This is a genomic window from Rhodococcus sp. 2G (genome assembly GCF_001886355.1).
GTDB lineage: Bacteria > Actinomycetota > Actinomycetes > Mycobacteriales > Mycobacteriaceae > Rhodococcus > Rhodococcus pyridinivorans.
The window spans coordinates 3,643,993-3,656,382 of record NZ_CP018063.1; the positions used below are offsets into that span (position 1 = coordinate 3,643,993).

At 68.0% G+C, this 12,390-nt stretch carries 14 protein-coding genes; 8 read left to right on the forward strand and 6 right to left on the reverse strand.

Features of this window, described 5'->3' with window-relative positions:
* Positions 1–28 precede the first annotated feature (28 nt).
* The 3 genes from BO226_RS16975 to BO226_RS16985 all read left to right on the forward strand — a co-directional run bounded on the left by BO226_RS16975 (position 29) and on the right by BO226_RS16985 (position 2,247).
* Complete coding sequence (locus BO226_RS16975) at positions 29–784, forward strand: class I SAM-dependent methyltransferase (RefSeq protein ID WP_064853020.1); 756 nt, start codon at positions 29–31, stop codon at positions 782–784.
* Between the two features lie 22 nt (positions 785–806).
* Positions 807–1,709: an ROK family protein gene (locus BO226_RS16980; protein ID WP_071935770.1), complete on the forward strand. Its 903-nt coding sequence runs from the start codon at positions 807–809 to the stop codon at positions 1,707–1,709.
* Positions 1,710–1,815: 106 nt separating this feature from the next.
* Positions 1,816–2,247: a CBS domain-containing protein gene (locus BO226_RS16985; protein ID WP_024102052.1), complete on the forward strand. Its 432-nt coding sequence runs from the start codon at positions 1,816–1,818 to the stop codon at positions 2,245–2,247.
* Positions 2,248–2,253: 6 nt separating this feature from the next.
* On the opposite strand, the gene BO226_RS16990 is transcribed toward BO226_RS16985, so the two are convergent.
* Positions 2,254–2,670, reverse strand: a complete 417-nt coding sequence (locus BO226_RS16990; protein WP_006552684.1) for a hypothetical protein — start codon at positions 2,668–2,670, stop codon at positions 2,254–2,256.
* A gap of 110 nt (positions 2,671–2,780) precedes the next feature.
* On the opposite strand from BO226_RS16990, the gene BO226_RS16995 reads away from it, so the two are divergent.
* Positions 2,781–3,302, forward strand: coding sequence for a nucleoside deaminase (locus BO226_RS16995; RefSeq protein WP_064256136.1), 522 nt, complete (start codon positions 2,781–2,783; stop codon positions 3,300–3,302).
* Between the two features lie 73 nt (positions 3,303–3,375).
* Positions 3,376–4,824, forward strand: coding sequence for an aldehyde dehydrogenase (locus tag BO226_RS17000; protein ID WP_006552686.1), 1,449 nt, complete (start codon positions 3,376–3,378; stop codon positions 4,822–4,824).
* An 86-nt stretch (positions 4,825–4,910) separates the two neighbouring features.
* Here the strand turns inward: BO226_RS17000 and epsC are convergent, their stop codons facing one another.
* Both epsC and cysK read right to left on the reverse strand, forming a co-directional pair.
* On the reverse strand, positions 4,911–5,489 hold the full coding sequence (gene epsC, locus BO226_RS17005; protein ID WP_019290877.1) for a serine O-acetyltransferase EpsC: 579 nt from the start codon (positions 5,487–5,489) through the stop codon (positions 4,911–4,913).
* A gap of 8 nt (positions 5,490–5,497) precedes the next feature.
* The gene (gene cysK, locus BO226_RS17010; RefSeq protein ID WP_060650337.1) at positions 5,498–6,433 is read right to left on the reverse strand and encodes a cysteine synthase A; all 936 of its coding nucleotides are present in this window, start codon (positions 6,431–6,433) and stop codon (positions 5,498–5,500) included.
* Between the two features lie 456 nt (positions 6,434–6,889).
* Here cysK and BO226_RS17015 point away from each other — a divergent pair, with 456 nt between their 5' ends.
* From BO226_RS17015 to BO226_RS17025, 3 genes are read left to right on the forward strand one after another with little or no spacing between them, the layout of a single operon-like run.
* Entirely contained in the window at positions 6,890–7,456 is a 567-nt protein-coding gene (locus tag BO226_RS17015) for an SRPBCC family protein (RefSeq protein WP_019290874.1), read from the forward strand.
* Positions 7,456–8,625, forward strand: coding sequence for a zinc-dependent alcohol dehydrogenase (locus tag BO226_RS17020; RefSeq protein WP_071935771.1), 1,170 nt, complete (start codon positions 7,456–7,458; stop codon positions 8,623–8,625). The genes BO226_RS17015 and BO226_RS17020 overlap by 1 nt, the downstream gene beginning before the upstream one ends.
* Positions 8,626–8,684: 59 nt before the next feature.
* Positions 8,685–9,161, forward strand: a complete 477-nt coding sequence (locus BO226_RS17025) for a VOC family protein (protein ID WP_071935772.1) — start codon at positions 8,685–8,687, stop codon at positions 9,159–9,161.
* Positions 9,162–9,164: 3 nt separating this feature from the next.
* Here BO226_RS17025 and BO226_RS17030 read toward each other — a convergent pair whose 3' ends face one another.
* The 3 genes from BO226_RS17030 to BO226_RS17045 all read right to left on the reverse strand — a co-directional run bounded on the left by BO226_RS17030 (position 9,165) and on the right by BO226_RS17045 (position 12,366).
* The gene (locus BO226_RS17030) at positions 9,165–9,533 is read right to left on the reverse strand and encodes a hypothetical protein (RefSeq protein ID WP_232237982.1); all 369 of its coding nucleotides are present in this window, start codon (positions 9,531–9,533) and stop codon (positions 9,165–9,167) included.
* A gap of 342 nt (positions 9,534–9,875) precedes the next feature.
* The gene (locus tag BO226_RS17040; RefSeq protein ID WP_006552694.1) at positions 9,876–11,708 is read right to left on the reverse strand and encodes a phosphoenolpyruvate carboxykinase (GTP); all 1,833 of its coding nucleotides are present in this window, start codon (positions 11,706–11,708) and stop codon (positions 9,876–9,878) included.
* Positions 11,709–11,988: 280 nt separating this feature from the next.
* Positions 11,989–12,366: a DUF6802 family protein gene (locus tag BO226_RS17045; RefSeq protein WP_006552695.1), complete on the reverse strand. Its 378-nt coding sequence runs from the start codon at positions 12,364–12,366 to the stop codon at positions 11,989–11,991.
* Between the last annotated feature and the right edge of the window lie 24 nt (positions 12,367–12,390).

Here is a 12,390-nt window from a genome sequence, read left to right on the forward strand (position 1 = left end):
GCCATCGACGACCCGACCCCGCACCGACGTGACCCGGCTGTTCGCCCGCCGCGCCACACTGCGCCGCTCCGTGGGGTTGCTCGGCAGCTTCCGGTTCGAGCAGACGGCACCCGAGAAGTTCTACGGCGGTCTCGCGCGCGACACCGTCGACCTCATCGGCGATCTCTACACGGGTCTGACCGGCGCCGATCTGACGGGCACCACGGTCGTCGACGTCGGCGGCGGACCGGGCTACTTCGCCGACGCGTTCACCGAGGTGGGTTCGCGCTACGTGCCGATCGAGCCCGACCCGTCGGAGATGCACGCCGCCGGCCTGCAGGTGGGCGGCGCGATCCGCGGCTCCGGCCTGGCGCTGCCGTTGCGCACCGGGTCGGTGGACGTGTGCTTCTCGTCGAACGTCGCCGAACACGTCGCGACGCCGTGGGTGATGGCCGACGAGATGCTGCGCGTCACGCGGCCCGGCGGACTGATGGTGCTGTCGTACACCCTGTGGTGGGGACCGTTCGGCGGGCACGAGACCGGTCCGTGGCACGCCTTCGGCGGCGAGTACGCGGCCCGGCGCTACGCGCGCAAGCACGGCAGGGAGCCGAAGAACCGGTACGGGGTGTCGCTGTTCGACGTGGGCGCGAGCGACGGTCTGCGCTGGGCACGTTCGACACCCGATGGCGAACTGCTCGCGGCCTTCCCCCGCTACCACCCGAGTTGGGCGTGGTGGCTCGTGGACGTGCCCGGCGTCCGGGAATTCCTCGCCAGCAACCTGGTACTGGTCCTGCGCCGACGCTGACCCGTCGCTTAGTGTCGTCGCCATGACCGCATTGGCCCTGGACGTCGGCGGCACCAAGCTCGCCGCGGCCGTCGCCGCCGACGACGGCACCCCGCTCGAAGCCCGATCCGTGCCGGTTCCCCGGAAGGACGTGTGGGGCGCGTGCGCGGGACTGTTGCGGGAGGTCGCGGAGATCGGCGGGGGACCGGTGACCGCCGTGGGTATCGCCGCGGCAGGACCGGTCGACACGAACGCCGGGACGATCGGCCCGATCAACATCTCCGAGTGGAGCTCCGGCTTCGCACTCGTCGACGCCGTGCGTTCGGTGTTCCCCGACGCCCGCGTCGATCCGGTGATGGACGGCGCGGCCGCGACCCTCGCCGAACAGCGCTTCGGTGCCGGACGCGATGTCGCCGACCTGCTCGGGGTCGTGCTCGGCACCGGCATCGGCGGCGGTCTCGTGCTCGGCGGCCGGATCGTGCGCGGCCGCACCGGAAACGCCGGCCACATCGGGCACGTCGTCTCGCCCTACGGCACGACGGTGTGCGCGTGCGGAGGCGTCGGCTGCATCGAGACCGTGGCGAGCGGCCCGTCGGCGGTGCGCTGGGCCCGTGCCCACGGCTGGGAAGGCCCCGACGGTGTCGCGCTGGCCACGGACGCCGAGGCCGGGGTCGGCGTCGCCGCCGCGGCCCTCGAACGGGCCGGGACGGCACTGGGCCAGGTCATCGCGTCGGCAGCAGCACTGACGGATGTGGGACGCGTGGTCGTCGGCGGCGGCTTCGCGCAATCGGGCGGGCACCTGTGGCGGCCGATGCTCGCGTCGGCGGCCCGGCACGCCCGCCTACGGTTCGTGCAGGACCTGCAGATCGTCCCCGCCGAACTCGGCGCACTGGGCACCCTCACCGGCGCATCGATCGTCGCCGCAGGTCACGACTGGATAACCTGACCGGGCACACCCGGTTTTCCGGCCTACCCTGAGGACCACATCGGAGTCCCGGCGGAAACCGGTGAGGGGCCGCCGGGATGCTCTGCGAGCAGATCGGCGGTACCGGATGCGGATTGCTGACATTGTGCGGAACAAGGGCTCGGCGGTGCACACGGTCGAGCCCGACACCACGGTGTGCGAGCTCATCGGCGACTTCGCGCGGTTCAACATCGGCGCGATGGTGGTGTGCGAGGGCAAGACCGTCGCCGGGATCGTCACCGAACGCGACGTCGTACGCGCCCTGCACGAACGCGGACCGTCGATCCTCGCCGCCCCGGCACACGAACTGATGTCGCGGACGGTGACGACCTGCCTGCCCACCGATTCGGTCGACAGTCTCGCCGAGACCATGACCGAACAGCGGATCCGGCACCTACCGGTCGTGGTGGACGCTCGGCTGGTGGGGATCGTCAGTATCGGCGACGTGGTCAAGAGCCGCATCGACGAACTACAGACCGAACGCGACCAGCTCGCCTCCTACATCCACGATGGTGGCTAGAACTGATCAGTTCTCGCCGGTCGCGGCGTCGTCGGGAGCGGTGTCGCCGGTGGCACTCTCCTCTGCGGCACCGCCCTCGGTGGCGCTCGGGCGATCGAGGATGCTCACGCTCATCCCGTAGGGCAGGAACCGCACCGAGCGTCGCGGGTCGGTGTTGCCCTTGAGCGTGCGCAGCGCGTCGAGTTCGGTGCGATGGACCTGGTCGACGCGGGCCACGCCGTCGTCCTCGGTGGTGTAGACGACCCAGACGCCGTCGCCCTTCTCACCGGTGGTCTCGGGCCGCGGCTGCGTGCGCGTCGGCGCCACCGGCGGTTCGAGGAAGGAGAAGATACGGTCCTTCAGTTCCCGCAGTTCCTCACCGGCTTCCCGCACCACGCGGTCGAGATCTTCGGGGTCGAACCCGAACGGATTGTTCTCCGCCATGACATGTCTCCTGACCGTTGGGCACCCTCCAGTGTGGTGACGGTCGCCGATTCGCGCCACCCGGCTCCTCCCCCGCCCTACGGTGCAGTCGAGGGAGGAAGGAGACGTCCATGGTGAACGACACGGATCTGCAGCATCTGCGGCGGTGCGTCGAACTCGCGGAGGAGGCGGTCGCGGCAGGTGACGAGCCGTTCGGGTCGGTGCTCGTCGACGCGGACGGCACGGTCCTGGCCGAGGACCGCAACCGCATCGCCGGCGGCGACCGCACCCGGCATCCCGAGTTCGCGCTCGCGCGGTGGGCGGCCGAACATCTCGAACCCGACCGGCGTGCCACCGCCACCGTCTACACCTCCGGTGAGCACTGCCCGATGTGCGCGGCCGCGCACGGCTGGGTGGGCCTGGGGCGGATCGTCTACGCGGCGTCCTCCGAGCAACTGGTCCGGTGGCTCGGCGAGATGGGCGTGCCGCCGGCACCGGTCCGTCCGCTGCCGATCCGCGAGGTCGTGCCGGAGGCCGTCGTCGACGGGCCCGTTCCCGAGTTCGAGCAGGAGATTCGGCTCCTGCACCGTCGCTGCCATCTCGGGGATCGAGCCTTCCCGTCCCGTCCGGTCTGGTCACCCCCTGGTCAATAGTTGTAACGTGTTCTAGTGTTCGAGGTCACACGAATGCGGCCGATACACGAGCACAGCCAGGTGAGGAAGCGACATGACCGACTACGACAAGTTGTTCATCGGCGGCCGATGGGTGGCACCGTCGACCGACGAGAGACTCGAGGTGTTCTCCCCCGCCACGGAAGAGCGCGTCGGTTCCGTGCCCGTCGCGGGACCGCAGGACATCGATGCCGCGGTGTCCGCCGCCCGCACGGCCTTCGACGAAGGCCCGTGGTCGCGCACCACCCCGAGCGAGCGCGCCGAGATCCTCGGCAAGGCAGCAAAGCTCATCGAGGAGCGTCGTGCGGAGATCGGCGCCTCGCTCACCGCGGAGATGGGCCAGCCGCCGGCCTCGGTCGAGATGATGCAGCTGACGTCGGGCCTGGCCACACTCGACTACTATGCGGGGCTTGCCGATTCGTTCCCGTGGACCGAGGAGCGCACCGGCCTGTTCGGTCGCAGCCGCGTCAGCCGCGAACCCGTCGGCGTCGTCGCCGCCGTCATCGCGTGGAACGTGCCGCTGTTCCTGATGCTCAACAAACTCGGACCCGCCCTGCTCGCCGGATGCACGGTGGTCCTCAAGCCCGCTCCCGAATCGCCGCTGACGACGAACGTCCTCGCCGAGATCTTCACGGAGGCAGGACTTCCCGAGGGCGTCCTCTCACTCGTGCCCGGCGGCGCCGAGACCGGCGAGTACCTGGTCTCGCACCCCGACGTCGACAAGATCACCTTCACCGGTTCGACGGCCGTGGGTCGTCACATCGGTGAGATCGCCGCGCGCGGACTCAAGCGCTGCTCACTCGAACTCGGCGGCAAGTCGGCAGCGATCATCCTCGAGGACGCCGACCTCGACTCGACGATGCCGATGCTGGTGATGTCCGGCCTGATGAACACCGGTCAGGCCTGCGTCGGGCAGACCCGCGTCCTCGCGCCGCGGTCGCGCTACGACGAGGTGATCGAGAAGATGACCGCGACCGCGGCCTTCTTCCCCGTCGGACTGCCCGATACCGAAGGCGCACAACTCGGGCCGCTGATCTCCGCGAAGCAGCGCGATCGCGTCGAGTCCTACATCGCCAAGGGCAAGGAGGAAGGCGCGCGTCTCGTGCTCGGCGGTGGTCGCCCCGAGGGCATCGAGACGGGCTACTTCGTCGAACCGACGATCTTCGCCGACGTCGACAACTCCATGACCATCGCCCGCGAGGAGATCTTCGGACCTGTCATCTGCGTGATTCCCTACGACAGCGTCGACGAGGCCGTGAAGATCGCCAACGATTCCGACTACGGCCTGGCCGGTTCGGTGTACACCACCGACGTCGAGAAGGGCCTCGAGATCGCCTCGCGCGTGCGCACCGGCACGTACGGAATCAACTGGTACGCATTCGATCCGGGTTCACCGTTCGGCGGCTACAAGAACTCCGGTATCGGCCGCGAGAACGGTCCCGAGGGCGTCGAGGCGTACTGCGAAACCAAGTCGGTGCTGTACCCGCTCGGTTACGAGGGCTGATCCCGGAAAAAGGGGAGGATATGTGCGTTCTCGACGGAGAACTCGCACATATCCTCCCCTCTTTCGTGTTTCGGGAGGACGCGACCTCAGATGTACATCGCGGGATCGATGTACGTCGTCGGATCCACGAGCGGTTCGTGCTTCTTGCGGGACCGGACGGTCGCGGGGATACCCGTTGCGATCGAATCCGCCGGCACGTCGTGGGTGACCACGGCGTTGGCGCCGATCGCGCTGTCGTCCCCGATCACCACCGGGCCGAGGATCTTCGCCCCCGCCCCGACGGTGACCCGGTTGCCCAGCGTCGGATGACGCTTTTCCTTCGCCAGCGACCGGCCGCCGAGCGTCACGCCGTGGTAGAGCATCACGTCGTCGCCGATCTCGGCCGTCTCACCGATGACCACGCCCATGCCGTGGTCGATGAAGAAGCGCCGGCCGATGGTCGCGCCGGGGTGGATCTCGATGCCGGTGAGGAACCGGGTGAACTGCGCGAGGATCCGCGCAGGTCCCTTCAGGGCGGGCACCTGCCACATCCGGTGCGCGATGCGGTGCGACCAGATCGCGTGCAGCCCCGAATAGACGATGGCGTTCTCCGCGTCGCTGCGCGCGGCCGGATCGTGGCCGCGCGCCGACTGCAGATCCTCCCGGAGAGTGTGCAGGATTCCCACGACGGCGATCAGTCCCGGATGTGCTCGAAGAGCGGGGTGGAGATGTACCGCTCACCGAAGTCGCAGACGACGGCGACGATCAGCTTGCCGGCGTTCTCGGGGCGCTTCGCCAACTCGAGGGCCGCCCAGACGATCGCACCCGACGAGATGCCACCGAGGATGCCTTCCTGGGTGCCCAGATCGCGCGCGACACGGATCGAATCCTCGAACGAGACGTCGACGATCTCGTCGTAGATCTCGCGGTCGAGCACGTCGGGCACGAAGTTCGCGCCGATGCCCTGGATCTTGTGCGGTCCGGGCTCGCCACCGTTGAGGATCGGAGAGTCGACCGGCTCGACACCGACGACCTTCACGTCCGGCTTGTACTCCTTGAGCCTGCGACCCGCGCCCGTGATGGTGCCACCCGTACCGATTCCGGCCACGAAGATGTCGACCTCACCGGCGGTGTCCTTCCAGATCTCCTCACCGGTGGTGTTGTAGTGGATCTCCGGGTTCGCGGGGTTGCCGAACTGGCGGGCGAGGATCGCGTTCTCGGTGTTCGCCACGATCTCCTCGGCCTTCGCGACGGCACCCTTCATGCCCTCGGAACCCGGGGTGAGGACGATCTCGGCGCCGTAGGCGCGGAGCATGACGCGACGCTCGGTGGACATCGTCTCGGGCATCGTGAGGATGACCTTGTAACCGCGCGCAGCGCCGACCATGGCGAGCGCGATGCCGGTGTTGCCGGAGGTGCCCTCCACGATCGTGCCGCCGGGCTTCAGCTCACCGGACTTCTCGGCCGCGTCGATGATCGCGACACCGATGCGATCCTTGACGCTGTTCGCCGGGTTGTAGAACTCGAGCTTCGCGGCGACGGTGGCGCCGGCTCCCTCGGTCAGACGGTTGAGCTTGACGATCGGGGTCCGTCCGACCAGCTCGGTGACGTTGTCGTAGATCCTGCTCATGCTCGATCCTCCTCATGGCCACACACGGCGGCTCGGGTCGCGGTCTCGGTCTATTGCACCATTTCGCCGTCATCGGACGACTCGGCGGGCCCATCGATGTACGAACGTATCCGTACGCCGTCGTTATTCCCCGGCGAGTCGGCGTGTCGTCGCCCGGCCCGGCCTCGACGGGTTCGTGCCCCGCGAGATTTCGGACCGGCTCGACCGGGTTTGCCCGGCCACCGAGCACGGGTAGCCGACCATATGAGTCACCACGATCTTCCCGTCCCCGATTACGACGAACTGGCGCCGGGCACGCTCGCGCCGAGGATCCGTGCACTCGACGAAGCACAGTGGACGATCACCCCCCGCTACGGCACGGTGTCGCCGAACAGACGCCGAAACGTGGAAGACCCTGACTAGACCGAACACCGAACACCGACCCGAGCATCCGAGCATCCGAGCAAGGAGACGACCGTGGTCGACTTCAACAGAGTCGTGCAGAACGCGAGCCGAGTCGTGGAGAACGCGAACAGGGCGATCGACGACGCCGGTCGCTCGGTGGGCGGATTCGTCCGGCGCGCCGTCGACCGGCCCGTCGACGCTCGGAAACCGCAGACGGTGACCGTCGCGGCTCCGCGCGCACAGGTCATGCAGTTCTGGCGCGATCCCGAGAACCTGAGCAGAGTCTTCGGCGACCACGTCCGGGTGGAGACGGTCGAAGCGAACCGGCTGCGCTGGACCTGGGAGAGCCCCGGCGGGACGACGACCTGGGACACCCGCGTCGACGTCACCTCGGAAGGACTCGCGTTCGTCGGCGAGGACGACGCGGACACCCCGGGTCCGCGCGTAGTGCTCGCGGTGTCCGACGCGCCCCGGGGCGGCACCGAGATGACCCTGCGCGCCGAGGTTCCCGTCCCCGATCTCGTCACCGGCGCCCTGACCTTCACTGCGCTCTACCGTGCGCGGGCTCTCATGCAGACCGGTGAGATCCCCACCCTGCAGGGCAGTCCGAGTGCCCGTGAATCGGAAGGAGACGCGTGATGCGAGCCCTGTGCTGGATGGGGGTGAACGAGTTGTCGGTGGAGACGGTCGACGATCCCGGCCTGGTCAACCCGCACGACGTGATCGTGGCGGTCCGCCTCACCACGACCTGCGGGTCCGATCTGCACTTCCTCGGCGGGTACCTGCCGGGGATGCGGGAGGGCGACGTGATCGGCCACGAGTTCATGGGCGAGATCGTCGACACCGGCCCGGAGGTGACGAACGTGCGGGTCGGCGACCGGGTGGTCGTGCCGTCGTTCATCGGATGCGGGAAGTGCCCGTACTGCGCCGACGGCCTGCACGCGGTGTGCGACACCACCAACGCGAACGCCGCGATGCAGCAACCCGTGCTGGGCTATCCCACCGGCGGAATCTACGGCTACACCCATCCCTTCGGCGGGTACCAGGGTTCGCACGCCGAGTACATCCGCGTGCCCTTCGGCGACGTCAACTGCTTCCAGATCCCCGACGGTGTCGGCGACGAACAGGCCCTGTTCCTGTCGGACGCGGTACCGACGGGCTACATGGGCGCCGACTTCTGCGACATCACCCCGGGCGACACCGTGGCGGTCTGGGGCGCCGGCGCCGTCGGTCTCATGGCCGCGGCAAGCGCGAAGATCATGGGCGCCGACAGGGTGATCGTGATCGACCGTTTCCGAGACCGCCTCGACCGCGCCGCGAAGAAGGTCGGCGCCGAAACCGTGGACTACGCCGAGGTCGACAGCGTCTACGAGACGCTCCGCGAGAGCACCGGCGGACGCGGACCGGACGCCTGCATCGACGCTGTGGGCATGGAGGGTCACGGAACCGGCGTCATGCAGGCCTACGACAAGGTCAAGCAGGCGCTGCGGATGGAGAGCGACCGCGCGACCTCCCTGCGCGAGGCGATCCTGTCCTGCGGCAAGGGCGGAGTCGTGTCGGTGCTCGGCATCTACGGTGTCACCGACAAGTTCCCGATGGCGGTGCTGACGAACAAGAGCTTGACCCTGCGGACGGCGCAGCAACATGGCCAGCGGTACATGCCCACCCTGTTCGAACACGTCCTCGAGAGCAGGTTGGACCCGAGTTGGCTCATGACGCACGCCCTTCCGCTCACCGACGCGGTACGCGGCTACGAGATGTTCAAGAACAAGGAGGACGACTGCCTGCGCGCGGTCTTCCGCCCCTAGGTCGTCACCGGTCGGATTTCTTCAATACGAGCGCACGGTCGGCGTCCGACACTGGCGCCATGACGAAATCGGTGAACCCCATCCCCGAGGGATACACCTCCCTCACCCCCTTCCTCGTCGTCGACGGTGCCTCCCGCGCGATCGACTTCTACTGCGACGCGTTCGGAGCGACCGTCGTCGAGCGGATGGACGGCCCCGACGGGACGGTGATGCACGCAGAGCTCGACTTCGACAACGGCCGACTGCAATTGAGCGATCCCCATCCCGGCATCGGCCTGCACGCGCCGAGCGGAACGAACGACGTCGACCATTCGTACGTGCTGTACTGCGCGGACGCCGACGCCGTGTTCGCGCGGGCCGTCGCCCTCGGTGCCCGGGTGTTCGAGGAACCGTCGACCTTCGTCACCGGCGACCGGTTCGCGTCGATCCTCGATCCGTTCGGTCATCGGTGGGCCGTGATGACGCGGGTCGAGAACGTGCCCGCGGAGGAAGCGAAGCGACGGCTCGACGAGTGGGCGGCAACGCAGAACGCGTGACGCTCAGGGCGTCACTGGCGCGGCGGCCCCGACGAAGGCCACCATCTCGGAGCCGCCGGGATTGGTCTGGATCGGGATCTGCTTCCAACTGTTCGCCACCCACACGTTCCCGGCCTGGTCGATCGTGATGCCGGTGTTGCGCACGAGGCCGTCGAGTCCGTAGCCGGTGACGTCCGGGGAGATCGGTGCGCCCGTGGCGGTTCCGGGACGGCAGGCGACTGCCCTGCTGCCGCAGAACTGGGAGACGGCCCGGCCGGCGAAGTTCGCAACCCAGATGTTGTCGTTGCCGTCGACGACCACACCCCACGGAACCCGGCGGCCGCCGCGCCTCGGCGGCGGGGCCGTTCGGGGAAGTTCCGAGTACCGGGGCAACTGCCAGCGCGTAAGCCGCTGCCACCGTGGTCTTCTCGCCAAGAACGACGTCCGCCGACGAAGTTGCTCTTCGCTCTGTGCGGTGGCGGGCGCCGCCAGGAGCGCCCAGGCCAGCGCCGTCGCCCCCACCAGTGCCGCACACTTCCGACCGATACGACTCGAACCACGCACGAGACGACCCGCTCGCCGACGGAAGTAGTTGCAGTGCATCGTCGAACTACGTCACCGGTCGGCGTGGCACAACCGAGATGTCCGCTGTGAACGATTTCCCGGATTTCACCCCACAGACGGCGAATGCCGTTCCCGGGAAACCGGGAACGGCATTCGTCGTCGTGTACGGACTCAGCCGAGGCGCTGCTTGAGGGCCTCGAACTCGTCGCGGATGCCCGAGGGCACCTTCTCACCGAGGAACTCGAACCACTCGGCGATGCCGTCGATCTCGGACTTCCACTCCTCGACGTCGACCTTCAGGGCCTCGTCGACGTCGGCGGGATCGACATCGAGACCGTCGAGCGTGAGGTCGGCGGCGCTGGGCACGTAGCCGATCGGCGTGGACTGCGCGCCGGCCTTGTGCTCGATGCGGTCGACGATCCACTTGAGCACGCGCGAGTTCTCGCCGAAGCCGGGCCACAGGAAGCGGCCGTCGTCGCCGCGACGGAACCAGTTGACGTAGAAGATCTTCGGCAGCTTGTCCTCGTCGGCGTTCTTGCCGAGCGTGATCCAGTGGTTCAGGTAGTCGCCGGCGTTGTAGCCGAGGAAGGGCAGCATCGCCATCGGGTCGCGACGGACGCTACCGACCTTGCCCTCTGCCGCGGCGGTCTGCTCGGACGACAGGGTCGCGCCGAGGAAGGTGCCGTGCTGCCAGTCGAAGGACTCGCTGACGAGGGGCACCGTCGTCTTGCGGCGGCCACCGAACAGGATCGCGGAGATCGGCACACCCTGCGGGTCGTCCCACTCGGGGGCGAGGATCGGGCACTGCGACATCGGGGTGCAGTAACGCGAGTTCGGGTGCGCGGCGTTGGTGCCGGACTCGGGGGTCCAGTCGTTGCCCAGCCAGTCGGTGAGGTGCGCCGGGGTCTCGCCGCCGATGCCCTCCCACCAGATGTCGCCGTCGTCGGTCTTCGCGACGTTGGTGTAGATGGTGTTGCCCGCCTCGATGGTCGCCATCGCGTTCGGGTTCGAGTCGGCGCTGGTGCCCGGCGCGACGCCGAAGAAGCCGAACTCGGGGTTCACGGCGTAGAGACGGCCGTCCTTGCCGAAACGCATCCACGCGATGTCGTCGCCGAGGGTCTCGGCACGCCAGCCCGGAATGGTCGGCTGGATCATCGCGAGGTTGGTCTTGCCACAGGCCGACGGGAACGCCGCGGCGATGTAGTAGGCCTTCTCCTCGGGCGAGATCAGCTTGAGGATCAGCATGTGCTCGGCCAGCCAGCCCTCGTCGTGCGCCATGGCCGACGCGATGCGCAGCGAGTAGCACTTCTTGCCGAGCAGGGCGTTGCCGCCGTAGCCGGAGCCGAAGCTCCAGATCTCACGAGTCTCGGGGAAGTGGGTGATGTACTTCGTGTCGTTGCACGGCCACGGGACATCCTGCTGACCGGCCTCGAGCGGCGCACCCACGGAGTGCAGCGCCTTGACGAACGGACGGTCGGTGCCGAGCTTCTCGAGAGCCGCGCTGCCCATGCGGGTCATGATGCGCATCGAGACGACGACGTACTCCGAGTCGGTCAGCTCGACGCCGAGCTTCGGGTCCTCGGCTCCGAGCGGGCCCATGCAGAAGGGCACGACGAAGAGGGTGCGTCCGCGCATGCTGCCGCGGTACAGCTCGGTCATCGTGGCACGCATCTCGTCGGGGTCGACCCAGTTGTTGGTCGGGCCCGCGTCGATCTCGTTCTTCGAGCAGATGAAGGTGCGCGACTCGACGCGTGCGACGTCCGACGGATCGGAATTGGCCAGGAACGAGTTCGGCTTCTTCTCGTCGTTCAGACGCGTGAAGGTGCCTGCCTCGACCAGCTGAGAGGTCAGACGATCCCATTCCTCATCGGATCCGTCGGCCCATACGACACGATCGGGCTGGGTGAGCTCGGCAATCTCCTGGACCCAGGCAAGCAACTCGGCATGCTGGGTCGGGAGCTTGTCGTCGGTACCGTTCAAACCGGGAATGGTCGCTGAGGTCATCAAAACTCTCCTGGGGTGTGCCCGGAACCGGGATCCCACCTCCGACCTGCACGTTCTTCTGTGCGGACGAGGGCAGACCCGGGCTTGCCCCTCTCGGCAGGGGTACCGCCTACTTCGTCCGTGGCCGAACAGGCGAAGTAGGCGCCGGATGTCCTTTTCATAGAGGTTAACGTCGGAATGCCGACCGGCGTCACTCGGGGCCGGTCGGAAATCTCACAGAAACGATTCAGAACTTGCGCACAATACCGTCCCCTCCCCCTGCTGCGCAGCCGGATATGAATCACTTCGACTCTTCTCCGTGGTGTACGTCGTATTCAAGGCTACCTGTGTCCAGTCGACTCCACCGACCCGATCCGTCGAGCTCGCGACAGTATTCCCACACGCCGTAACGGCCGTCGTCCGCGATCACCGAGAGGCGATCACTGCTGCCGTCGAGATCGGTGTCGGTGGCCACCACCAGACCGTCGCCCCAGTCGCCACCGACTCCCCAGTGCTCGGTATCGGCGACGACCGTCTCGGCGGCGCCGTCACCGTCGAGGTCGGTCGTCGGGGCGAGCTCGTCGGCCCAGGCGGCCAACTCGGACGGATCGAACCCGGACGGATCGAAGGGATCGGTGAACGGCTGGGGTGTGCCACCCGAGCCGGCGAATTCGGCCATCGTCTCCCCTTTCCGACCCGGCAC

What these genes read in the sequence shown, in the direction of transcription:
- BO226_RS16980 (WP_071935770.1), top strand. Translation starts at nt 807, where the DNA reads ATGACCGCATTGGCCCTGGACGTCGGCGGCACCAAGCTCGCCGCGGCC.
- BO226_RS16985 (WP_024102052.1), top strand. Translation starts at nt 1,816, where the DNA reads ATGCGGATTGCTGACATTGTGCGGAACAAGGGCTCGGCGGTGCACACG.
- BO226_RS16990 (WP_006552684.1), bottom strand. Translation starts at nt 2,670, where the DNA reads ATGGCGGAGAACAATCCGTTCGGGTTCGACCCCGAAGATCTCGACCGC.
- BO226_RS16995 (WP_064256136.1), top strand. Translation starts at nt 2,781, where the DNA reads ATGGTGAACGACACGGATCTGCAGCATCTGCGGCGGTGCGTCGAACTC.
- BO226_RS17000 (WP_006552686.1), top strand. Translation starts at nt 3,376, where the DNA reads ATGACCGACTACGACAAGTTGTTCATCGGCGGCCGATGGGTGGCACCG.
- cysK (WP_060650337.1), bottom strand. Translation starts at nt 6,433, where the DNA reads ATGAGCAGGATCTACGACAACGTCACCGAGCTGGTCGGACGGACCCCG.
- BO226_RS17020 (WP_071935771.1), top strand. Translation starts at nt 7,456, where the DNA reads ATGCGAGCCCTGTGCTGGATGGGGGTGAACGAGTTGTCGGTGGAGACG.
- BO226_RS17025 (WP_071935772.1), top strand. Translation starts at nt 8,685, where the DNA reads ATGACGAAATCGGTGAACCCCATCCCCGAGGGATACACCTCCCTCACC.
- BO226_RS17040 (WP_006552694.1), bottom strand. Translation starts at nt 11,708, where the DNA reads ATGACCTCAGCGACCATTCCCGGTTTGAACGGTACCGACGACAAGCTC.
- BO226_RS17045 (WP_006552695.1), bottom strand. Translation starts at nt 12,366, where the DNA reads ATGGCCGAATTCGCCGGCTCGGGTGGCACACCCCAGCCGTTCACCGAT.